Below are 22945 nucleotides of genomic sequence, written 5' to 3'. Positions count from 1 at the left end.
TCGAGGGGCGAACCCCGAAGTCGTAGGATGCGACGTCGGACTCTCCCTCAAACAACTGATCGCGTCAAGCAACCCGTCGCCATCGTCGGCGCGGGAGCCCTGACGCTCGTCCGCAACTCGCCGAGGGCCTCGACGCCGGTCGGCTGTGAGGCATGAGGAAGATTATCCGATGTCAGCATTTCCGTTGGCGGGAAGCCGGGAGCACCTGGCTGAGCCCCCAACCGCAAACCTGCAATCTCGGGCGCCGCTGAGGGGTGAAACGCCCTCGCTTCTGATGGCGGCGGTCAAAGGCGCCTTGGCCCAGCCCGGGCATCGCGAACACAGCGTGGCCGGCCGCATCGTACTCACGCCGGACGGGCGGCCGATCCGAAGCGTTCTCACAGGGCGCAAACGCAACATGACCGGCAAGTACGCCAGCCGTAAAGCCGGCCGCGGTCAGGTCTTCGAAAGCCACAATGAACTGGCCTTCTACCAGGAGTGCGAGGTTGATCCGCGCGTTGTCGATTATCGGGCCCAACCCTTCCGGTTCGAGTTCGTGCTTGATGGCCAGCTGAGGCGCTACATCCCAGATTGCGTCAGGCTGCTTGACAGCGGTCGGATAGAGGTCGTCGAGGTGAAGGCGGACAGCCGGTACCTGCGTGACGCGGACTACAGCGGCAAGCTCAGCCAGGTGGCGAAAATCTGCGCCATGATCGGCTGGACGCTCGCTTTTGCCGTCGGCGAACGCATCCACCTTCCCCGCGTGCGCCGTGAGAACATCAAGCTCATCCAGCAGGATAGAATGGTGCTGTTCGACGAGCGGCACGTCTACAGAGCCCGAGCGGCGCTGGCTGAGCGGGGCGGGGAGGGACTGTTTGACGAGATCGCCTCAGTGATCGAGGCGCCGCCGAAAGGTGAAGCCATCTTGCGAGCGCTGATGGTCGCCCGGCTGGTTCAGATTGATCTGGAGGAGCCACTGACGGCCCACAGTGAAGTCAGGGCCTACAGCAGTTTGATTGAGGGAGAAGTCTGATGCCCTCACCGATCAGACTGGAACCGGGCGAGCGTTGGGCGTTCGAGGGTTTAGTGTTGACCTTTGAGCGCGAACTCGGCGGCGACCTTTTACAGTTCCGGATCGAACGCTCCGGCGCACCGTTCCAGCTTCAGGACGACATGGGCTACCGTCTGCCTGACAGCGCCTGGGCCATGGACGCCTACCGATCAGGAAAGCTGCGGCGTCTTCCTCCGATGAAGGCCACGCTGGCGCGTCGCGTCGCGGCGGAGCGAGAATATGATCCCGGCGCCATCCATCAGATGGACCGTGATGCGCGCAGACGTGTGTTCGTTCTGCGGGGGCTGGATGAACTGGGTCTGGTCAAGCGTAGCGAGACCCAGATCAGCTACGCCATGGCCAGGCTCTGGTCTGAACAGGCGGAGAAGGCGGCGCAGTTCGAGAAGCCGCATCCACGGACAGTGATCCGATGGCTGGAGGATCGCGGCGAAGCGGGACGCCGATCGTTAGGGCAGATGATGTCGATGACGGGACGGGTCCCTCGCGCTGTCCGCCATCCCCAAGCCCTGCATCGCGCTGCAGACCGCTATGCGGTGCTTTACTGGACCCGGATGGGCTGGTCGCAGGCTGACGCCTACGCCGTCTTCGCCAGTCGCATACATCGCCTAAACCGCTGGCGAGAGCGTGCGGGTCTTCAGCCGCTCCCGATGCCGTCCGGCGAGTTCTTCCGGTCCAAGATCAAGAAGTGCGACAGCCGACGGGCCCACGCGGCGAAATGGGGCGACAAGGATGCGGCTGCCCGATTCAAGGCGGTGAAGGGCCAGCTGAGGGCGTCTCGCTTCCTTGCCATTGGATGCATGGACAGCACCTCCCTGGATGCGATCGCCGCCTTCGACGCAGTCCATATGCTTCCAATCGGAACGCCTTGGCTGACGGTTATCATCGACGTGAAGACGCGGTGCGTGGTCGGGTTCGTCCTGAGCTTTGAGCCGCCCTCCATCTACACCGTCGCCGAGTGCGTGAAGCGCGCCGCCTTGCCGAAGAAGGTCTACTTCGACCGCAAGGATGAGAGCCGGGGGTTCGATCAGATCTTCGGCAGGTTCGATCACATCATCATGGACAACGGCAAGGAGTTCTCCGGCATTACGGCCGAAGATGGCCTGACCGATCTCGGCACGACGTTCGAACTGGCGCCGATTGCGTCTCCCCAACACAAGGCCATCGTCGAACGCTTCTTCCGCACCCTCAACACCCTGGTCGTACACAAGCTTCCCGGCGCCCGTCTTTCGATCCAGCGGTCGAGGGAGCTGGGATACAATCCGCTCGCAACGGCTATCCTGACGATTGAGGAAATCGAAGACCTCATCTGGGAGGCGCTGCGAATCTATCACCTGGATGTGCATACAGGGACGGGCTTTCCGCCCGGTCTTCTGTGGAAGCGTGACGCTGCCGCCTACGGCATACCGATCTATGATGATCCGTCCGTGCTCGACAAAGTGCTTGGCGTGCCCATGGAGCGACAGCTGAGCCGATCCGGGATTCTGCTCAACAACCTCACCTACCACGACCCCGCCTTGGTCGGACCCTTGCTGGAGGATCTCGTGTTCTCGGCCCCAGTCAGGGAGCAGAGGAACTCAGGCTCTGCGGTCTGCAGAGTGAAGGTCAAATACAATCCCGCGAACCTGGGAGCGGTGCACGTCTATAATCACCGGCGGGACGTCTATGTCCGCCTGCCCTGCACGGAGCCGGACTATGCCGAAGGATTGTCGCTTTGGCAGCACGAGCAGGTCCAGGCCTCGGCCCGTGAGGAGGGCCTGAAGTTCAGTTCTCAGCGGGAGCGCCTTGAAGCCCGGGCTCGGCTGGTCGCCAAGGCCGAGCGGCTGATGCCGGACGCCAAGCAGCGACAGCGCAGAGCCCTGGTTCGGATGCTCCGTGCGCCAGTGGTTGAAGCGGCGCCGTCCGGGGTGGTCGAAATCGAGTACGCCGCCTCACGACATGACGGACTCGCGCCGATCATTCCCCAGATCGCCCTGGCGTCGGAGCGGACGGACGGCGGCATACGTCCCAGTCGTCCTGCGCGACCGAAATCACGCCAGAAACCAGCATCCAAGCGGAAACCGAAGGGAGAAGAGGGCGCCGAACCGAACGCCTTCGCGATCGTCTCAACCAGCCGCAACTGGGATGAGTTCAAATGACGCGCTTTCGATCCCTTGGTGAGGGCTTCGCGCCCGAGACGGGCGATGTCGTGGAAGACACTTCGTCCGTCGCCAACGCGAAGGTCGCCGCTGCAGTCGCGACCTATAAGGAGATTTTCCTGCCTTACCCGCGGCACGTCACCTTCCACTCCGACTGTGATTATCTGCGTCAGCTCGGTTTGGCGACGAAGGGGCGTCCGCAAAGCGGCTTGCGGGTGCTGGCGCCGTCCGGCTCCGGCAAATCCACTGCGGCGCGGACCTTCATCGCCAAACTGGAAACCCGGGAGCGTTCCGACCCAGACGTAAAGCCTGTGGTGATGGTGAGCCTCACGAGCGCTGCGACCCCCAAGAAGCTGTTTTCAGACATCCTCACCGAGATGGGAGACGGGTTCGCAGACAGGGGGACCGAACAGACCCTGAGGCGTCGTGTCATTGCGTGCTTTGAACACTTCCAAACCCAGCTTCTGATCATCGACGAGGTGCAGCATCTCAATTTCAGAAGCTCGGCGAAAAACGACTTCACGGATGCGCTGAAGTCGCTTCTGGATACGGGCGTGGTCCCCATCGTCTTCCTTGGCACGGAAGACGCCGAGGCCATGTTCAATCGGAATTTGCAGCTCAACGGGCGGCTGCTTCCGCCTTGTGATTTCAAGCCTCTGAGGGCCACGGTGGCGGAAGACGCCGAGCTGTTTAGCGGCTTCTGGCAGCGGCTGGATGCGGAGGTCGTGAAGCGCGGCCTGATGCGGAGCGCCTCCGGTCTGGATGGAGCGGAGTTCCTTGGTGCTTTGCACAATGTGTCCGGCGGCGTCGTCGGCACGGTGTCCAGGCTGGCGAAGGAGGCGATGACGATCGCAATCCGGCGGTCTGCCGAACGGATCGAACTCTATGACTTCGTTCTCGCAACGGATCGATGGGCGATCCCGAACAGCTTCTGTTCGACCAACCCGTTCCGGTCCTTGCTTCGGTGAGAGCGGCCAACGCCCCCCGCCGGCGTCTTGTGATCAGGATCCAACCCGCCCCCAATGAGAGCTTGCTGGGTTACCTTACGCGGGTGGCGGACCATAACGTCCTTCAGCGCCCTGCCGACATTCTCGACGGAGTGTGTGACTGGCCGCCGGGCAAGCTCACGAGGTTCCAGCAGGACGGCATCGCCCAGATCATCGGGATTCCGATCCAGACGTTCAAGGCGGTCTGCGAAAGGAGCGTTTTTCCGGAGCTTCCCCGTAAGATGCTGAGCTATGGGCGTCGCCGCGTCGCTCCAGCGTCGCTGCGCATCTCGCCTCACCACAGGGCGAGTTGGTTCATCAGCGCCGCCGATTTCTGCGTCGAGACTTGGCAGATGTTGATCGAAAGTTGTCCCTCATGCCGCGCTCCGCTGGGTTGGGGTCAGCCTTCGGTCCACACATGCCCCTCCTGCACAGCGGACCTCCGCAAAGCAGACAGCGACTATGTGCCCGACAGTTGGCGACCGGTCCTCACACAGGCCATGCGCTTGGCCACTGTTGAGCGCCAAGACCTAGGCGCCGAGATCGCTCTCCATGAGGACCTGGGCTCCCTGAGTCCTGTCGAAGTCTTCCAGCTTGTGGTCGCTTGCGGCCGCGCTCTGAAGCCCCCTCGATCCGGCCAGAAGCTGCAAAAGGACGAAGGGTGGAGCTATCTAAGCCTAGCCGCTGGGATGGAATTGGTGATGGGCTATCCAGCCTCTGTCCACGCCCTGACGGAGGCGGCGGCGTTAAATGCGCTGAAGCCTGTCTTTTTCCGTCGCATGGAAGTGGCGGCAGAGGCGAGGGGCGGTGATCTGCGCAAGGTCATGATCGCGATGAGCGCTATGGACCCCAAAGTCCCTGGCATCGTAAGGCTCAGGAACATTCGGCAGAGCAACAATCTCCTTTCAACGACAGAGCTGGCCCGTGCGTTGAGAGTCGAGAATGCGTCCGTCAAGGCGATGGCGGACGCCGGCGTGTTTGGTCAGCGCAATCCGCGCGGGGTCGTGCGGAAGTGCGACTGGTTTACGGACCGTGACGTGGCCTTGGGGCGGGAGTGTCTGGACGGTAGGACCTTCGCTTCGACCTGGGCCAAAGAGGTCGATCTCAGCGTGGCGGACGTGCGCCAGCTGATGGCGTCGGGACTCCTCCAGCGCTGCTCTGAGACGGTTGATCGTGCTTTTCAGGGCAGTCTCCAGATAGAAATCGGAAGTCTACGAGCGTTCGAAGAAGCCCTCCTTTCCAAGGTTCAGTTCTCAAGCGAGGGCGAAGACTTTGTTCCTATCGAATGGGCTTTCGCCAGCATTGGTGGGGGCTACAAGCCTTGGGCTGCGGTCATCACAGCAGCTCTGGCGGATTCCTTACCCCACGGACTTAGATACCCTGGGTCACGCGAGCTCAAGTTGGGACGGTTGTTGGTCCATGAATCGGTAGCGTTTGACATCCGCCAACGCGCCCTCAGCCGGCACCCAGTCATGTGCCATGTGCCGGCCGCCTCCATGGGCTCCCTGAGGCCGAATATCCTAAGCCGCACCGAAGTCGAACGCCTTCTGAACTGCCTTCCCGCTGATATTAGCCGTCTGTGCAAGTGCGACCTTCTCAATGTCGTGAGCCAAAAGCCGACTGTGTTTGAGGCGCGTTCTGTGGAGCAGTTCGCCCAGAACTACATAAGCATTCAGGAGATTTCCGCGCTGCTATGTATGAGGACAGCCGCTCTGAACTGGAGGCTCCCTTTTAAGGGCTTTGAGCGAGATCGCTCTGGCTTCTGGGAGCGCAAAAGTCTCTGGGGACCCGACGGTATCATCGCTGCTTATCGGCGACGTCTCCTCGTTTCTGCATGGGAGAATCCGGGGCCGCCAAAACCGGTTCCCTTTTGGCCAGGCCTTGTACCGGCGACCGCTGCAAGGCCGTTGGAGCTATTCAGTCGCGAGCAGCCGGATCAGCCATGATGGGATCCCGTTGAGGTCTGTCTAGTGAACCAGTTGGCGGCTCAGCGGCGATTTCGTCAGCAGGCTGGTATCGATGCGAGGCGAGGCGAGGGCCTAGACTCGCGGCGCTGCGCTTCGTCGGGACGCAGACCGGATACCCAGTATCTGCGGGGTCATTCGCCTTATAAGCGAGTAGTCATCTATTTTATGTTGCTAGACGCCACGATCGGCGCCAATCTACGGATGTCGGCAAACTACCCTGGGTCATCGACGGGGTTGTCGTTGTTTTTGCTGCGGTTCGCGGGCGTTCCTGCAGTTCCGGCTACCGTTCCTTACAATGCGTCCCCTGCAATCTGGCTATCGAGGCTTCAGAATGCCGACCGATCCGCGAACTGATCGTAGCTATGTTTCGCTCGCGCTCGACGCCCTCTCCAGCGCCCAGACGAGCGCGGCGGCCGGGGCGCTTTTCACCGCGAACAAGGCGGTCTCCGTTGATGCCTGGGTTCGGTTCAACGGTCTGCCCGCCAGCACCGTCGCAATAGGCCAGGACGGGGTGTTCGCCTTCGGCAGCCAGGGTCCCTCGGTCTATTTTGAGTTCAACAATTTGCCCATCGTCCTATCGGACCTGACCCAGGCCCAGCTTAAGGACGACAGTTGGCACTACATCTGCATGACCTTCGATGGGGCGATGGTCAGGCTTTATATCGACGGCCAGTTCAACACCGGCCAGAGTTGCATGGGGCAGGTTGCGGCGAACGCCAACCAGGTGACCATCGGCCAAGGCGTCCAGGGCCTGATGCGCCGGTTGCGAATCTACAACACCTCCCTGAACGCTGAGGATGTGCTCAACAACATGTTCGGGCCGCCCGCAGCAGGGACACTTGTGGCGGATTTCGACTTTAGCAGTAATCCTCCGGTCGATCGCGGGCCTAGCGCCTATCCGATCACGCTTCAGGGCAATGCCGTTCCCATCAAGGTCTCTCCCGCCGCGTCTCTCGGCACCGTCGGCTTCATCCGGCCGATGGGAGAGAAGGCGATAAATCCCGGCGGCGGCCAGGTCGATCCGTACACCATCCAGACCTCGGTCTATGTCTCGTCGGCCCTCAATCCGGTCCAGGCGGTGTTCGTCAACAGCGACCTTTCGATGGACACGGGGGTGGCCCTCTATCTGCAATACGACACCACGGTGTCCGCCTTCCGGGTGGTGTCGCAAAGGGGCTCGGATGGGGATAGCGGGCAGGTTCTCACCTCGTCTGGCTCGGTTCGGGTCGGGGTCTGGACCAATATCGCCACGACCTTCGACGGCGTGACGCTGTCGATCTACATCAACGGCGTCCTAGACAGCACCAAGGCCTGTCCACCCATTCCGCTGTACAGCCAGTTCAGCGACCTGCTGATCGGCGCAGCCATCGCCCGGGGCATCCCCTCCGGAGCGACGACCCTGCAAGGCTTCCTTAAGGAGGTCGATGTCTGGTCCACGGCGCTGAGCGCGGCCGATATCCTGACCTATATGGGCACACCGCCCGACGTCACCTCGACGAACCTGTCGGCGGCCTATGTCTTCACCAATTCTCCGGCCCGCAACCAGGCTAACGGTCATCCGGTAGGTTTGGCGGAGGGCGCGGTCATGGCCGGGCAACTCGAGCCCGCGCCCGCCATGCCGCCGCAGGCGGGCGGTCAGGAGGATGCGCCTCCGCCGCCCATGGGTCTTGATCCGAAGGTCATGGCCGCGCTGCGGGCCGACCTGGACTTTTCGGATTTTCATGCACGTAACAGCGCCGAGTTCGACGCCGCCATGGCCAGCGACCTGGCGGCCTTTGACGACCCGAAAGACGTTGCGCTGGTTGAGGCGGCGTGGACAGATGCCCGACGCAAGCTGGCGGAAGACCCGACGGCCTTGCCGTTCCTGGTCGCCCAGCATGACATCGATGGCGAGCGCCTGATCATCGTCCATCGGCCGAGCGGGTCCTATGTCGCCTATCGGGGTGATCCAACGGCCATCGACGACTGTACCATGTGGAAGGTGCGGCTGATCTTCACGGTCATCGGCGGCGCAATAGACGCTTTCACTGGGGTCGGCAGCGCACTCGGTGATAAGGCCATCGTCCTGATCGGCCGGATGCTGACCATCCCCAGCGTCGCGACCCAGATGGCAGCCGGTGCAAGAATGACGGCCGCCGGTGCGTTCGCCATCCTCGGGTCGGCCTATACCGCTGGTCTCCTCAGGCCCCTGATACTGGCCCTCATTGATGTTGGCTTCTGGAGTCTCATCAGGGTCGTCGCCAATCTGCTTCTGATCGCCGCAGGCGTCGGTACGGCGCGGGTGATCGCGTCGCTGGCGGCGACCGTCGTCACCTTCGTCAAGATCTACCTCGAGAAGCCGGCGACCTGCGACCCCCTGCCGACAGTGGCTTTGGCCAGTGTCGCGTTTGACTATGATCCCACGGCCGCCACCGTGGAGGCCCTAACCATACGGCGCAATTTCGGAACGGACGTTTCCGTGCCCGAATGGGTGCCCGGGCGGGTTTCGGCCAAGGAGGCGCCCTGCGCGTATGCGCTCGCCAGTGTCGCGGGCAAGACACCCTCGATCCAGGTGGTGGTCAACATCCCGGCCCCGACGACCCATGCCGTCAGGATACAGGCGACCGGCGGCGGCATCCTCGGCGCCCTGGATCCCATCGCCGTGACCTTCAGCGGCACGACGGCGACCGTTACGATTCCCCTCACGCACCATGCCTTGGCGGGCGGCGGCGTTCAGCGCCAAGATGTAACCTGGACGTGGCAGTATCAGGTCGATGACGGCGCCTGGGCCAACATGGCAACGACCAGTCATCGGGTCTATGTGACGCTCAGCCTGCCCAACGCGCCGTGGCAGCAGGGCGCGCTACGAACCAACCAGCAGCTGCCGTGGACGGACTTGTTGGACTATGCCTGCGTATGGGCCAAGGGCGTCACCACCCCGGATCAGCTCCTCAGCAAGATCACAACCCAGGTCAATTCCGGTATCGGCCTTCAGTACGATTTGACGGCTGGCGCCTCCTTTTACACCGGGCCGAGCGCAGGCGTTTCCCGATTCCTGTGTGGGCTGTTCCTTGACTATCTCACAACGGGCAAGGGCAACGGCAAAACGGTGAACTGCACCGACTGCGCCACCATCGTCACCACCTTCTCCAACGTGCTGGGAGCCAACGTCTTCGCTTCCATGATGCTCAATACGGCGGATTTCTCGACGGGCTTCACCTGTAACCAGATCCTCGCCATCGGATATACGACCTGGTCCGTTCCCTTTCCGCCGCCCCACGGCAGCGGCGGCTTCAGCTATCATGAAGTGACCTGGACCGGGACGGGGAGCTATTCTGATCCGCTCTACGACGCCTGCCTGCAATACGACACAGGCCCCAACCCCTGGGGAATGGGGCCCCATACCGCAGGCTTGCCCGTTAAGGTGCCGTTCTCGACCCTGGGCGCGAGCCCCTCGCCGTTCGTCCCCATACCGACCCCCTTCACCGCCACCAGCTATCGGGAGCGCCTCGCCGCCAATACGGCGGCAGGCATCGCGCGGTGCATCCCGTATGGCCCTGACGCCAACACCAACTCTGGCCGCAGGCCGGTGGCATAGCGAGACTGCTCCATGACCGATCAAGCCTGGCTCGAGGGCGCCAAAAAAAGGTTCGAATTTGAGGCGTGGCCGCGTCGCGTCGGCGCAGCGGCGGAGCTCCGGACCCGTGGGCTAGCCCTGTTTGAAGTACCGTCCGAGAACTGGGTTTTCGAACGGCGTGTGGCCCAGGATGCGCGGGTTTATACGGATTACTTCCATGAAGCGGCCCACCCCGAGCATCGGATTATGGTGCGGGTGAGCGAGCTTGAGGACCACGGGGCTGCCCTGGCCGCCTTGCTGGAGCTCCTTTCGCACTCCATGGCCGTCACCCTGCCGCGCTTCGGCGGTTCCGATGGCCGAACTGAGGAGCCAAAGGTCGGGGATGTGGCCTTCCGCGGACACAGCGAACTGGTCACTGTCGTTTTCTTCGTCCGCCACAATGTGCTCGGGGACGTCCGCAGCATCGGCGACGAACCTGTGTCGGTCCTACCCTTCGCCACTGTGGTTGACCGTCAAATTCTGGCCGCAGCGTCCTGACGTTCAACGATCTCAACCGCTCACAGGAGCCCACTCATGCTTGCCCTGATCCGCAACGCCGTCGCTGCCACCATGTACAATGACCTCTATGTCCGCGACAATTTCGGCGACACCGGCCTCTATCCGTCGGGCGGAAATCCCTGTCAGTCTCCGGACATCATCCCCGTCCAGAGCGGGTCGCTCACCTGGGCGACCGCGAACTCCACCTACGCCGGACCGGATCAGGGGCAGGGGATCATCAACGGCGGCGTCAACAACATCTATGTCCGGGCCAAGAACCTGAATACGGTCGCGGGCGCCGGCACGGCCAGCCTCTACTATGCCGACGCCTCTCTGTTTCTGCTGCCGACGACCTGGACCCAGATCAACAGCGCCGGCGGCGCTGGCGCGCTGTCTCTGGTGGACGGTACGGGCAACACCAACATCGCCGCGAGCGGGATCGCGATCAGCAGTCCATCCTTCCTCCTGACGGGTCTTCCTCCCGGGCCGCACTATTGTCTGATCTCCGTCCTCCAGACCGCAACCCACCCGATCCAGATACCGGCAACCTTTCCGTCCAATGCGGCCTTCGCCCTGTGGGTCCAGAACAATCCTGCCGTGGGCTGGCGGAACATTAGCTACCAGTCGAATACATCGACGCAGATCATCCGGACCTTCAGCTTCGCGAGTATCAACCCCACGCCAGCCTATTTCCATTTTCGGGTGCTCGGCCGCGGTTTCGCGACAGGCACGGCGGTTAGCGCTCAGTGCACCGACCAGACCTGCCCGATCAACCAGAACATGACGCTGCCCGCGCCCGACGTAAACGGTAACCAGATCACGGGTTTCGACGCCAGCGTGCCGGCGAATTTCTCCGGCAACCTAGTGGTCACGGCGACCTCGCCCTCTGGCGCCTTCCCAAAGGGCGCTACCCTGACAGTGACCTATTACCAGTATCCCGCGCTGGGCGATGAAGTGGACATGTCCGCTGCCTTCGCCTTCGAAACCGCGCGCGTCTCCGACGCGGGCCCCATGTCGGTCGCCGCCATGCTCATCCAGATCGGCGAATGCACCGTCGCCATCGCTAGCACCTCGGAGGTGGAGGACCGCTAACGCCGACCTGACCCCTTGAACCTCTGGACGAATAGTTGGAGTCCGTCCTAGCGGAGGACGGACAGGATGAAGCGATCAAGGTTCAATCGAGAGAAGATCACGGGGATTCCGCGGGAGTAGGAGGCCGGTTTGGCGACGACGGAGGTATGTCGGCGTCACGGTGTCAACTCGGCGACCCATTACAAATGGAAGGCCATGATCCGCGTGACTGACTTTTGATGCGGGGCGAAGGCCATCGTGACTGCTCTTGGCTAGGGGACGAACCGAGACGCTCGGGGGCCCTGTAGTGGCAGCTTTAGCTTGGGACAGGTTCCTTGCTGTTCGCCGTCGTTCAGAGACCACTTAGAACTGGCTCAATACACATTAAGGTCGCGATCCGGACGGCGTGTGGCCCGTCGCGCCAGGATGATCATTCCGATTGACGTCAGGATGGGGCCGGCGGCCATGAAGCCGCGCAGCCGTTCCGCTGTCGCATCCGGATGGATTGCGACGGCGACGATCAGCACCCCCAGCGCCAGAGTGATCTTCGCCAAGGCGCTGAAGACAGCGAAGGCCGGGCCTTGGCGGTCGGCCGGAAGGCGAGACGCCAGGTCGCTGAAACTGGCCCACTTCGCCATCCCCAAACCGCCGTTGCCCAGGCCGAACAGCCAGGCGCCGGCGATGAAGGCGATCGGCGCGTCGAACGGCGCCAGAACGAAGACGACGGCTCCCGCCGCCTGCAGCAGAGCCGAAACCATGAACAGGGCACCGCGGCGCGCCGGAGGAAAGAACGCGAGCCAGAGCGGTTGGCCGCAGCAGACGCCGGCGGCGGCGGCGACGATCAGGGCGCCGCCCGTCGTCGATGAGACGAAGGCGCGGGTCGCGAAATAGGGTTCCAGCTTCTGAAACAGAGAGGGGCCCGACATCATCAGGACCATCATGGCGAACAGGGGCCACAAGGCCGCCAGACCGAGACCCGATCCTTTCATCGGGGCCGGGGCGTCCAGAACGGCTGGATCCGCCGAGCGCCGCAGGCGCCAGTTCAACAGAACCGCCGTCGTTACGGCGACCAGGGCGGCGAGCAGCGAAAGGCCGATGAGCATGACGCCCCCGCCGCCGCGCCGCTCGGCGGCGATCAAGGGACCGACGACGGCGGCGACGCTGAGATTTCCCAGGCCGCTGGCGAAGATACGCGTGACCGCCACACGTGACCGCGCCTCGGCTTCCGAGGTCGCATTGGCCATCAGGGAGTTTTGAGAGACGTCGTAGACGGCGAAGGCGAGGCGAAACAGGACGCCGGTCGCCAGGGCCCAGGCGACGCGCATCGGTTCCGGAAGCAGGGCGGTGGCGACCACGCCCACCAGGGCGACGCCGCTGAAAATCGCGCCCAGGGCTTGCAGGCCGGCTGCGCGCCTCACGCCCGCCGGCCGGCGAAGCAAGAGACGGCCCGCCTGAAGGTCAAAGACTGCGCTGACAAGAAAGCCGGCCGCCAGGACGCCGGCCATATGGACGGGGGTCAGGCCCGCAACCTCGGTCAGGAAAAAGGCGAACAGGACCTCGCCGCCGTACCAGAACAGGCTCTTGCCGTAGTGAGCCGCACCATAGGCGGCGGTCGTGGTCCATCCGTCGCGCCTGCCGAGCACTGAAACGCCCCATCTTCCAGAAGCTTTCCAGAAGCTCTCGCTCTTACCAGCCGCATATGACGGTCCAACGTCAGACGGCGGGCGCTAGCCGAAGAAGTGGGCCTTCAGCGGCAGGACCGCCGCGCCCAGGGCTGTCGGTTCGCCTGTCACCCGGGCCGGGACAAGCGACGGCAGAGGGCGGGGCGCGCCCCGTCGCGGGATTTCGAAGGGCCGGACGTCGGCGATCAGGGCTTCGGCGAGAGCGGTGGGCAGGCGGCCGCCCAGGACGATCACCTCCGGGTCGGCGACCGCGCCTAAGGCCGAGACGATGGCGTCGAGCGGCGCGCGCACGACCTCTCTCCAGAGGGAGACGCCCGGCATGTCCAAATCCAGTCGTGCGACCAGTTCGGAAATCGACGACACCTCCACCCCGGCCTCGCGACACAGCCGCAGCAGCAAGGTCAGGGTCGGCCGCGTCTCAAAGAGATCAAGCGGCAGGATTCCCGCAACCTCGCCCGCATTGCCGCGTGCGCCGCGCATCAGTCTTCCTTCGACGACGATCGCCCCGCCGACGCCGCCGGCGAAATGGATATAGGCGAAGGTTCCATGGTCGCGCCCGACGCCCAGGAAACTCTCCGCCACGGCCGCCGCGCTGGCGTCGTTCTCGACGATGACCGGCAGCCCTAGCCGACCGGCGAACATGGACTGTAGATCGACGAGGGCGAAATCATCCAGCGGTTCCGGGGGGTTAAGTTTGCGGCCGCCTTCTAGAAAATAGCCCGTCACCGCCACGCCGATCCCGAGCATCCGGCTGCGATCGGGCACATGGGCGGCGATCAAGGCCTCCATCGCGGCCTGAATGGCCTTTAGAACCGCTTCGGCCGACATGTCCTCACGGGGTTCAAACCGGCTTTCCAGAACCTCGCCGCGGAAGTTCATCAGGACGATCGACAGGGCGTCGGTCATCAGGGAGACGCCCAGGGTGAAGGCCCCGTCCGGCGCCAGTTCCACCCCATAGCCGCCGGACGGATTGCCGCGGGTGCTGATCCGGTCGCCCCGACGCACCAGGCCGCGCGCCTCCAATCCTTCGATCAAGCGCGAAACAGACTGGATCGTCAGTTCGGTTTCCCGCGCCAGCATCGCCCGGCCAAGGCAGCCGTGACGCAAGATCAGATCGAGCAAGGCGCGCTCGTTGCGACTGGCCGCCACGTCGAGCCGTCTGGAAAAGGCCGCCGGCGCCTGAGGGGCGAGTCTCTGGATCATGGAGGCTGTGTGGCCTGACGGCTGGCGGGGGGTCAAATACGGAATCGTCCACCATTGTCATAAAATAGTGAGTTTGAGTGAGTAATAGGCGTCCCACGCAGACAGGGGGATGTCATGACGTTTCAAATCCGCTTCAGAACCGCACTTCTGGCATCGACCGCCGGTTTCGCCGTCGCCGGCGCCGCCATGGCCCAAACGCCGGCCCGGACGCCGCCCCAGCCTGCGGGCCAGCCCTCCGAGGTCGCCGAAATCGTGGTGACCGGCGCCAGGCTGCAAAACCGCAAGGCCGTCGCAGAGCGTCGGGAAAATCTTCAGGTGACCGATTCCGTCACATCGGACGACGTCGGGCGTTTGCCGGACTTCAACATCGGTGAGGCCTTGATGCGTCTGCCGGGCATCGCGGTCCAGAACGACCAGGGCGAAGCCCGCTTCGTGACGGTGCGGGCGCTGAACGCCAACTACAACTACACCCTGGTCGACGGCGTTTCGATCGCCGTGCCCGACCGGAACGGCCGCCGGGTCTTTATGGACGTCATGCCGGCCTCGCTGGCCGACCGGATCGATGTCTACAAGACCTTTACGGCGGATCAGGAAGGCGGCGCCATCGGCGGAATTATCGACATTCGGACCGCAAGCGCCTTCAACCGACGCAGCCGGGGCCTGTCGGTCTCCGGTCAGATCGGCCAATATGAGAACCATAAGGGCTTCGAAGGCGCGGGACCGTCCGGAACCCTGGACGCCCGCTATCTGACGACCTTCGGCAGCGCCGATCAATTCGGCCTGGTGCTGTTCGGCAACTACTACAAGCGCGACTCCTATTCGGGTCAGGCTGAATACGGCAGTTCCCGGTATTTCTATGACGCCTCCGGGGTCAGCGCCGGCCAGCCGGGCGCCAATACGGGCGTTTATCCCGGCACAGGGATCGCCGTTCCCAGCGAGCGGCGGTGGTACTTCTACCACAATGACAGGACCCGGGTGGGCGGCGGCGCCAAGCTGGAGTATCGCGGCTCGGCGGACGACTATCTGTTCATTCGCGGCTTCTGGAACACGGCGACCGACGACGAGGCGCGCCAGACCGACCTTCTCACGTACAGCGGCGGCGGCGTCCTGACGAACGCGACCGCCACGGGCGGCACGCTGCAAAACCCTTCGGGCCTGTCCATCCAGGAGAATCTGGGCCAGTTCGATTTCGAACGCTCGGTCTGGGCTGTGACCGGCGGCGGCGATCACGGGGCCATGGGCGGCGATCTGTCCTGGCGCCTGAACTACTCGGGCTCGCACTTCAGAAACCCCGAGCACTGGGCCGAGTGGCGACAGAACGGCGCTGGCGCGGCCTTCTCCTACCAGCAGGTCGGCGACCACTACGTCTTCACGCCGCTGAATCCGAGCGCCTTCAACGACTACGCGGCCTATGCGCCCTATCGCCGCCAGTTCGATGATCGGGAGTTGGATGAGGATGTCTATGAGAGCCGCATCGACTTCGGCCGCGACCTGAACCGACTGGGCGACGGCTGGCGGTTCAAGGTCGGAACCGGGGTGCGACGCATCGAGCGGGCCTTCGACGAGAACCGGGACCGCTATCTGCCGCAAAAGGGAAACACCTATAATTTGCTGGCCTCGGGCGTCCTGCGCCCGGACCTCTGCCTGCGTCCGCCCGGCGCCGGCGCCGGCCAATGTATGGTGGCGATCGATCCGGGCCGTGCAATCACAGCCTTCGAGGCCCACCTCGCCGCCAATCCCGGTCAGTGGCGTTTCGATCCGATGGCCACAGAGGACAACAACCTCGACTATTCCATGGAGGAGACGGTCTGGAACGCCTACGGCCTGATCGCGCGCGCCGGTCCGGTCTGGAGCCTGAACCTGGGTCTTCGCTATGAAGACACCCGCACCAACGGCCGGGGCCAACGCCTGGTCGGCAAGGTCTGGGAAACGGTCGACAACGACGGGGGCTACGACGACCTGTTGCCCTCGGTCAATCTGGCCTATGCGCTGGCCCCGGCCGTCAAACTGCGCTCGGCCTATTCGAAATCCCTTGGCCGTGTGCCCTTCAACGCCATCGCGCCTGTGGGCGAAAAGCTGACCGAAGACGGGTCGGACGTGAGGCTGACGCGCTCCAATCCCGACCTTCTGCCGCGCCGTGCGGACAATCTGGATCTGGCGATCGACTGGTATCCGGGCGGGGGGCGCAATCTGTTGTCCGCAAGCCTGTTCTACAAGCGGGTGAAGAACGAGTTCTTCACCTCGGCGGACCTGATGATGATCGACCTGGACGGCCGCCAGGTCGAGGCGATGGTGACGCAGCCGAAGAATGCGGGCCATCCGGTGGACATCTACGGCGTCGAATTCAACCTCGTGCAGGAGTTGGACGGCCTGCTGCCTGGTGTCTTGCAAGGCCTCACCGCGACGGCGAACCTGACCCTTCTGGACACCAATTTCAGACAGCAGATGAACGACGGGTCCGAAGTCGAACTGGAAACCATGATCGGACAGCCGAAGATCGCCTATAATCTGGCCCTGACCTATGATCGCGGACCGGTTTCGGCCCGACTCGCCTACAACTACGCTGGCGAGCGCTTGTCGGAACGGGTGAACACCACCTCGGTCTATCGCAACAGGTTCGACGGCGAGAACCAGTCCCTGGCCTTCAAGATCCGCTATAGGGTCAGCAAGGCGTGGTCGGCCTCGTTCACAGCATCCAACATCACCGGTGAAGGACGGACCGAATGGATCGGCTGGGACCAGGAATTGCCGATGGTCGCGGCCGATTACGGCGCCGCCTATTTCTTCGGCTTCAGCTATCGCCACTGAGGACGCCGATGATCAGTCGTTTTGCGGGTCGTGCGGCCCTGTCGCTCGCCCTGGTCGGCGTCGTCGCCCTGGCGGGCTGCGCGCCTCTCTCGGACCCTCGGCCGTCGAAACCGACGGTCGAGCGCGCTGACCGGGCGTCCGAGTTGCGACGACGGTTTCTGGATTCGAACGGTCCGGCCATGGTCGTCGCCCATCGCGGCTGCTGGACCACGACCGCCGAGAACTCTCTGGCCGCCATCGCCGCCTGCCGTCGCCTGGGCGTCGATATGGTCGAGTTGGATGTTCAGCGCACGCGCGACGGCCGCCTCATGCTGATGCACGACGCCACGGTCGATCGCACCACAAACGGGTCGGGCAGGGTCGCCGATCTGACCCTGGCGCAGATCAAGGCCTTGCGTCTCAAGGTCGGCGCCGGCGGCCCGACGGCGGCCCTGACGGACGAGGCGCCGCCGACCTTCTCTGAAGCCATGGAGGCCGCGCGTGGCGCGATCCTGGTCAACGTCGACGCCAAGGGCGAGGTCAATCTTCAGGCGGTGCAGGAACTGGAGCGTATGGGCCTCGTGGATCAAGTGGTGATCAAGAGCCCGGCGCCGGCGGACGATCCGGAACTTCGCGCCGTGCTTGATGGGCGCAACCTGCTGCTCTTCATGCCCATCTTGCGCGAACGCGATGGAACGGTTCTTTCGACGGCGCCTGATCGCTACAGGCCGCAGCCGCCCGCTTATGAGGTCGTTTTTACGACAGAGGCCTATCTGGAAGCCGGCGCGCCCCTGCTTCGGGCGCGTTCGGGGCGGGTGTGGGTCAACACCCTCGAACCTGCCCATGCGGCGGGCCATGTCGATGAAGAGGCGTTGCGAAATCCCGACGCCCATTGGGGACGGCTGATCCGGATGGGCGCCAACATCATCCAGACCGACGAACCGGGCGCGCTGATCGATTGGCTTAAGATGTGCGGCTGCACCCCGGAGCGCTGAAGTTCGAAGAGCGTCCGCCTGGCCGAGCGGCTGATGGTCGGCCTTGGCCGTCGCAGCAGGGTGGGGCAAGGTGGCGATATCCCACCGGCGCAAGGCGGCGACGACTTCGCTGATGATCGGTGATAAGAACACGTCAATGCTCAAACCTCTGCGGGTCATGGTCAGTCGATTTGGCTTCGTCAGCGTCCTGCTGCTGACGCTGGCCTTTGCCGTGCCCGCTTTCGAAACCCACGCCTGCGCGGTCCAACCTGCATCCGTCGAAGCGGCATCTCTGGCCGACGCCGCCGGCGATCGCCAGTGCCCCGACTGCGGGCCTGCGTGCGCCAACGGCTGCTGCCACGCGCCGCATTCGGCCGTGTCCAACGACATGGCCACGCCGCGTTTCATTGCGGTCTTCGGCCAACCCCACGCCTGGAGCGACAGCGTCGCCTCACCGCTCGGGCGGCCTGACGGTCCTGAGCGCCCTCCCAGAATCTGATCCTCGGCCGGACCCGGCGTCCGGCCCTGACTGAGCCCTGCGCGCGGCGGCGACGCCGCGCGTCCTGAACTCTGGGCCCGGCCGTGCGCCGGGCGAGGATCGATCATGACCTTGAAGAAACACTGGCTGATGAGCGGCGCCGCCGTCGTCATCGCCCTGGGCGCGGGCTTCGGCGCCGCCCGACTTATGGAGCGCCCGCCCGCCGAGGCCGACCACGCAGAGGCGGACGGCCACGCCGACCCATCCGCCGAGGCGGCTTTCGTCGCCCTGACGCCCCAGGCGGCCGCGCGGGCCGGCGTCTACGTCGTCGCCGTTCAGCGGGGCGGCGGGGCCGAGCTGAAACTGCCGGGCCGGGTCGCCTTCGCGCCCGGCGCCGAGGCGGTCGTGGACGCCCCTCTGGGCGGCGCCGTCGTGCGCGTCCACGTCGGCCTGGGCGATCGCGTGGCCGCCGGTTCGCCGCTGATCACCGTGCGCAGCCCGGACGGCGCAGCTTCCCGCGCCGACGCCGACGCGGCCGGGGCGACGGTCGAGGCGGCCCGCGCGGCCGAACGCCGCGACCGCACCCTGTTCGAACAGGGCTGGGTTTCGCAGGCCCGGCTGGACGTCACCGCCGCCGAGACGCGTCGCGCCGAGGCCCAGCATCGCGCCGCCCGCGCCCGCGTCGGCGCTTTCGGCGCGCCGGGCTCCGACGGCCTGACGGTGGTCCGCAGTCCCATCGCCGGCGTCGTCACCCGCCTGAGCGCCGCGCCGGGCCAGGTGCTGCACGAAGAGGCGTTGCAGGTCGCCGCCGTCGCCGATCCGGGGCGCGTCGAACTGCTGTTCGAGGCGCCGCCCGCCGCCGCCGCCATCCTGAAGGTCGGCGACAGGCTGGAAAGCACAGTCGCCGGATCACGCGTCGTGTCGGGCGTCGTCATCGCCATCGCCCCCGCCAATGCGAACGGCGTCGTCATCGTGCGCGCCCGCCCGTCCGGCGATGTCCCCCCCGCGGGGGCCGTCGTCTCGGCCCGCGTCTCGGCCGGCGCCGGGACGGGAACGCCCGTCGCGCCGCTGGACGCGGTGCAGACCCTAGAGGGCGGGCCGTCCGTCTTCGTGCAGGAGAATGGAGGGTTCCGCGCCCGGCCTGTCGTGACCGGCCGAACATCCGATGGTCGCATCGAGATCGTGTCCGGCCTGTCCGGCGCCGAGCGTATCGCCGGCGCCGGGGCCTTCCTGCTCAAGGCCGAACTGGCCAAGGGCGAAGCCGAGCACGGACACTGATCATGCTGAACCGGATCATCGACGCCTCCGTGCGTTTCCGCTGGCTGGTCGTCGGACTGGCCGTGGTGCTGGCCATCCTGGGCGGACGCGAACTGCTGCACCTGCCCATCGACGCCGTGCCCGACATCACCAACCGTCAGGTGCAGATCACCACCGTCGCCCCGGCCCTGGGGCCAGAGGAGGTCGAACGCCAGGTCACCTTCCCGCTGGAGACCGCGCTGGCGGGCCTGCCGGGTCTTACAGAGACGCGGTCCCTGTCACGCCACGGCTTTTCCCAGATCACGGCCGTCTTCACCGACGCGACGGACATCTATTTCGCGCGCAACCTGGTCAACGAACGGCTTCAGGCGGCGCGCGAGGACCTGCCCGCAGGGCTTTCGCCGTCGATGGGGCCGGTCGTGACGGGCCTGGGCGAGGTCTATATCTGGACGCTGGAACTGACCGGCCCGGCGGCGCGGCCCGGCGCCGCCTATGTCACGCCCGAGGGCGAACGTCTGGTCTCCGATCAGGAGAAGGCGACCTATCTCCGCACGATCCAGGACTGGCTCGTCGCCCCCCAGCTGAAGACCGTTCCCGGCGTCGCCGGCGTGGACGTGCTGGGCGGCTATGTGAAGGAGTATGCGGTCCATCCCGACCCCGGTCGCCTCGCGGCCTACGGCGTGGGTCTGGTGCAACTGGTCGAGGCGCTGGAGCACGCCAACCGCATCGCCGGCGCGGGCTACGTCAACCGCGCGGGAGAAGCCTACATCGTCCGCGCCGACGCCCGGCTGAAGAGTCGGGACGATCTGGCCCAGACGCCCATCCTCAATCGCGGCGGCCAGGTGATCCGCGTCTCCGACGTCGCGACGGTCGAGATCGGCCGCGCTCCCCGCCTGGGCTCGGCCAGCGCCGACGGCCGCGAGACCGTGGTCGGCACGGCGCTGATGCTGCAGGGCGGGAACTCGCGCGAGGTGGCCCGCCGCGTCGGCGCACGCCTCGAGGAAATCAAGCCCAGCCTGCCGCCCGGGGTGCGCCTGCGGCCTGAACTGGACCGGACCGAACTGGTGGAGGCGACCGTCCGCACCGTCGAGCACAATCTGCTGCTCGGCGCCCTGCTGGTCGTCGCCGTGCTGTTCTTCGCCCTGGGCAATGTCAGGGCGGCGATCATCACCGCCCTGGTCATTCCGCTCAGCTTCCTGTTCGCCGCCTCGGCGATGAACCGGTTCGGCATCAGCGCCAATCTGCTCAGCCTCGGCGCGCTCGACTTCGGCCTGATCGTCGACGGGGCCGTGGTGGTGATCGAGAACACCCTGCGCCGGCTCGGCCTCAAGAGCGCGGAGACGGGGCGCGCCCTCACGACCGCCGAACGTCTGTCCGTCGCTGCGGCCTCGGCGCGTGAGATGGCCCGGCCGGCCGCCTTCGGCCAGGCGATCATCCTGCTGGTCTACGCTCCCCTGCTGATGTTCGAAGGCGTGGAGGGCAAGATGTTCGGGCCGATGGCCGCGACCGTGATGCTGGCCCTGGCCGCCGCCTTCGTCCTCAGCTTCACCTTCGTGCCGGCCATGGCGGCCCTGCTGGTCAGGGAGCCCAGGGCGGATCACGAGGAGACGCGCCTGACACGCGCGGCCAAGGCCCGCTATCAACCGCTGCTGAAAGGGGCCATCGGCCGGCCGCGGCTGGTGCTGACGGGCGCGGGGATCGCCCTGCTCGCGGGTCTGGTCGCCTTCCTGACCCTGGGTCGCGAGTTCGTGCCCCAGCTCGACGAGGGCGACGTGCTGGTCCAGGCCCTGCGTGCCCCCTCGACCTCGCTGGAACAGAGCCAGGCGATGCAGTTCCAGGTCGAACGCACGCTGAAGGCCATACCGCAGGTCGAGCGGGTCTTCACCCGGACAGGCACTGCCGAGGTCGCGTCGGACCCCATGCCGCCGTCGATCTCGGACACCTTCGTCATCCTGAAGGACCGCCGCGACTGGCCTGAACCGGGACTGGCCAAGGCCGATCTGGTGGCGGACATGGAGGAACGGCTGTCGAGCCTGCTGGGCAACAACTACGAGTTCACCCAGCCCATCGAGATGCGGTTCAACGAGCTGATCGCCGGGGTCCGGTCGGACGTGGCGGTCATGATCTATGGCGACGATTTCGCCGCCATGGACCGCACGGCCCAGCAGGTGGCCGGCGTGTTGAACGGCATCGAGGGCGCGGCCGATGTGCGGGTCGAACAGGTGTCGGGCCAGCCGACCATCACCGCCAGCGTCGATCGCACCGTGGCGGCGGCGCAGGGCGTCCATGCGTCCGACGCCGCCGACGCCCTGGCCATCGCCTTCGCCGGCCGCTCCGCCGGTCAGGTCAACGAGGGCGATCGACGCTTCGACGTCGTCGTGAGGCTGGACGACGCCTTGCGCGCAGACCCCACGGTCATGGAGCAACTGCCGGTCATGCCGGAAAACGCCCAGGCCGGCGCTCCGACCGTGCCCCTGTCCTCGGTCGCCCGTTTCGACGTGGCCGAGGGGCCGAACCAGATCAGTCGCGCCGACGGAAAGCGTCGCATGATCGTCCAGGCCAATGTGCGCGGTCGCGACCTGGGCGGTTTCGTCGCCGAGGCGCAAGCCAGGGTCGCCGCTCAGGTCCAGCCGCCGCCGTCCGGCTGGATCGACTGGGGCGGACAGTTCGAGAACCTGCAGCGGGCCTCGGCCCGCCTGGCCCTGATCGTGCCCATCGTCTTCCTGACCATCGGCGGCCTGCTGGTCCTGGCCCTGCGGTCGTGGAAGGACGCGGCCCTGGTGTTCGCGGGCGTGCCCCTGGCCCTGGTCGGGGGGGCGCTGGCGCTTGCGCTGCGAGGCATGCCGCTGTCGATCAGTGCGGCGGTCGGCTTCATCGCCGTGTCAGGCGTCGCGACCCTGAACGGCCTGGTGCTGATGCAGGCCATTCGCCAACGCCTGACGGACGGCGACCCGCCGGGCGAGGCCGCGCTTCACGGCGCCGTCAGCCGTCTGCGCGCCGTCCTGACGACGGCCCTGGTCGCGGTGCTGGGGTTCGTGCCCATGGCGTTCGCGGCGGGGGCGGGGGCCGAGGTGCAGAAGCCGTTGGCCACGGTCGTCATCGGCGGGCTGACCACCGCGACGGTGCTCACACTGATCGTCCTGCCCGTTCTTGCGGCGCTGTGGCGAGAGGTTCCGGAGCACGAATGACCTGAATCGAACGGAGTATGCCTGGGCGACCCTGCCGGGCTCGGGAACGAGCCCGGCAGGACATCACAGATCA

The 22945-nt window shown here is 65.3% G+C and carries 15 protein-coding genes; 13 read left to right on the top strand and 2 right to left on the bottom strand.

Going from position 1 to position 22945, the window contains the following annotated elements; all coding sequences use genetic code 11:
* Positions 1 to 169: 169 nt before the first annotated feature.
* The 8 genes from ACW18C_RS13925 (at position 170) to ACW18C_RS13890 (ending at position 11543) form a co-directional block, all read left to right on the top strand.
* Positions 170 to 1012, top strand: coding sequence for a TnsA endonuclease N-terminal domain-containing protein (locus tag ACW18C_RS13925; RefSeq protein WP_492071527.1), 843 nt, complete (start codon positions 170 to 172; stop codon positions 1010 to 1012).
* Positions 1012 to 3186: a TnsB C-terminal domain-containing protein gene (locus ACW18C_RS13920; protein ID WP_492071525.1), complete on the top strand. Its 2175-nt coding sequence runs from the start codon at positions 1012 to 1014 to the stop codon at positions 3184 to 3186. Before ACW18C_RS13925 ends, ACW18C_RS13920 begins: the two co-directional genes overlap by 1 nt.
* On the top strand, positions 3183 to 4154 hold the full coding sequence (locus ACW18C_RS13915) for a TniB family NTP-binding protein (protein WP_492071524.1): 972 nt from the start codon (positions 3183 to 3185) through the stop codon (positions 4152 to 4154). Before ACW18C_RS13920 ends, ACW18C_RS13915 begins: the two co-directional genes overlap by 4 nt.
* Entirely contained in the window at positions 4097 to 6118 is a 2022-nt protein-coding gene (locus tag ACW18C_RS13910; protein ID WP_492071522.1) for a TniQ family protein, read from the top strand. Before ACW18C_RS13915 ends, ACW18C_RS13910 begins: the two co-directional genes overlap by 58 nt.
* 352 nt (positions 6119 to 6470) lie before the next feature.
* Positions 6471 to 9716, top strand: a complete 3246-nt coding sequence (locus tag ACW18C_RS13905) for a LamG domain-containing protein (RefSeq protein ID WP_492071521.1) — start codon at positions 6471 to 6473, stop codon at positions 9714 to 9716.
* A gap of 12 nt (positions 9717 to 9728) precedes the next feature.
* A complete protein-coding gene (locus ACW18C_RS13900) occupies positions 9729 to 10232 on the top strand; it encodes a hypothetical protein (protein ID WP_492071520.1) in 504 nt (167 codons plus the stop codon).
* A gap of 36 nt (positions 10233 to 10268) precedes the next feature.
* Positions 10269 to 11324, top strand: coding sequence for a hypothetical protein (locus tag ACW18C_RS13895; RefSeq protein ID WP_492071519.1), 1056 nt, complete (start codon positions 10269 to 10271; stop codon positions 11322 to 11324).
* Between the two features lie 129 nt (positions 11325 to 11453).
* Positions 11454 to 11543, top strand: coding sequence for a transposase (locus ACW18C_RS13890; protein ID WP_492071517.1), 90 nt, complete (start codon positions 11454 to 11456; stop codon positions 11541 to 11543).
* A gap of 134 nt (positions 11544 to 11677) precedes the next feature.
* Here the strand turns inward: ACW18C_RS13890 and ACW18C_RS13885 are convergent, their stop codons facing one another.
* Both ACW18C_RS13885 and ACW18C_RS13880 read right to left on the bottom strand, forming a co-directional pair.
* Positions 11678 to 12946 (bottom strand): MFS transporter, encoded by a 1269-nt coding sequence (locus tag ACW18C_RS13885; RefSeq protein WP_492071516.1) that lies wholly within the window; start codon positions 12944 to 12946, stop codon positions 11678 to 11680.
* 84 nt (positions 12947 to 13030) lie between these two features.
* Complete coding sequence (locus tag ACW18C_RS13880; protein ID WP_292148933.1) at positions 13031 to 14188, bottom strand: ROK family transcriptional regulator; 1158 nt, start codon at positions 14186 to 14188, stop codon at positions 13031 to 13033.
* A gap of 114 nt (positions 14189 to 14302) precedes the next feature.
* On the opposite strand from ACW18C_RS13880, the gene ACW18C_RS13875 reads away from it, so the two are divergent.
* The 5 genes from ACW18C_RS13875 to ACW18C_RS13855 all read left to right on the top strand — a co-directional run bounded on the left by ACW18C_RS13875 (position 14303) and on the right by ACW18C_RS13855 (position 22872).
* Positions 14303 to 16996 carry a TonB-dependent receptor gene (locus tag ACW18C_RS13875; protein WP_492071514.1) on the top strand — a complete coding sequence of 898 codons (2694 nt, stop codon included), beginning with the start codon at positions 14303 to 14305 and terminating at the stop codon, positions 16994 to 16996.
* A gap of 8 nt (positions 16997 to 17004) precedes the next feature.
* Complete coding sequence (locus ACW18C_RS13870; protein ID WP_492071512.1) at positions 17005 to 17970, top strand: glycerophosphodiester phosphodiesterase family protein; 966 nt, start codon at positions 17005 to 17007, stop codon at positions 17968 to 17970.
* Positions 17971 to 18040: 70 nt separating this feature from the next.
* The gene (locus ACW18C_RS13865; protein WP_492071510.1) at positions 18041 to 18448 is read left to right on the top strand and encodes a hypothetical protein; all 408 of its coding nucleotides are present in this window, start codon (positions 18041 to 18043) and stop codon (positions 18446 to 18448) included.
* A 105-nt stretch (positions 18449 to 18553) separates the two neighbouring features.
* Positions 18554 to 19705: an efflux RND transporter periplasmic adaptor subunit gene (locus ACW18C_RS13860; protein WP_492071508.1), complete on the top strand. Its 1152-nt coding sequence runs from the start codon at positions 18554 to 18556 to the stop codon at positions 19703 to 19705.
* A 2-nt stretch (positions 19706 to 19707) separates the two neighbouring features.
* Complete coding sequence (locus tag ACW18C_RS13855) at positions 19708 to 22872, top strand: efflux RND transporter permease subunit (protein ID WP_492071507.1); 3165 nt, start codon at positions 19708 to 19710, stop codon at positions 22870 to 22872.
* The last annotated feature ends 73 nt before the right edge of the window (positions 22873 to 22945 follow it).

The organism is Brevundimonas sp. FV1ye7S (genome assembly GCF_058680995.1).
Note: the sequence above shows the minus strand (reverse complement) of the source record. Positions and strands in the feature narration are given on the sequence as shown.

Bases quoted from the DNA above. Each gene is read 5' to 3' on its own strand.
- ACW18C_RS13905 (WP_492071521.1), top strand. From the start codon at position 6,471: ATGCCGACCGATCCGCGAACTGATCGTAGCTATGTTTCGCTCGCGCTC.
- ACW18C_RS13860 (WP_492071508.1), top strand. From the start codon at position 18,554: ATGACCTTGAAGAAACACTGGCTGATGAGCGGCGCCGCCGTCGTCATC.
- ACW18C_RS13915 (WP_492071524.1), top strand. From the start codon at position 3,183: ATGACGCGCTTTCGATCCCTTGGTGAGGGCTTCGCGCCCGAGACGGGC.
- ACW18C_RS13880 (WP_292148933.1), bottom strand. From the start codon at position 14,188: ATGATCCAGAGACTCGCCCCTCAGGCGCCGGCGGCCTTTTCCAGACGG.
- ACW18C_RS13925 (WP_492071527.1), top strand. From the start codon at position 170: ATGTCAGCATTTCCGTTGGCGGGAAGCCGGGAGCACCTGGCTGAGCCC.
- ACW18C_RS13875 (WP_492071514.1), top strand. From the start codon at position 14,303: ATGACGTTTCAAATCCGCTTCAGAACCGCACTTCTGGCATCGACCGCC.
- ACW18C_RS13900 (WP_492071520.1), top strand. From the start codon at position 9,729: ATGACCGATCAAGCCTGGCTCGAGGGCGCCAAAAAAAGGTTCGAATTT.
- ACW18C_RS13895 (WP_492071519.1), top strand. From the start codon at position 10,269: ATGCTTGCCCTGATCCGCAACGCCGTCGCTGCCACCATGTACAATGAC.
- ACW18C_RS13855 (WP_492071507.1), top strand. From the start codon at position 19,708: ATGCTGAACCGGATCATCGACGCCTCCGTGCGTTTCCGCTGGCTGGTC.
- ACW18C_RS13920 (WP_492071525.1), top strand. From the start codon at position 1,012: ATGCCCTCACCGATCAGACTGGAACCGGGCGAGCGTTGGGCGTTCGAG.
- ACW18C_RS13910 (WP_492071522.1), top strand. From the start codon at position 4,097: ATGGGCGATCCCGAACAGCTTCTGTTCGACCAACCCGTTCCGGTCCTT.
- ACW18C_RS13870 (WP_492071512.1), top strand. From the start codon at position 17,005: ATGATCAGTCGTTTTGCGGGTCGTGCGGCCCTGTCGCTCGCCCTGGTC.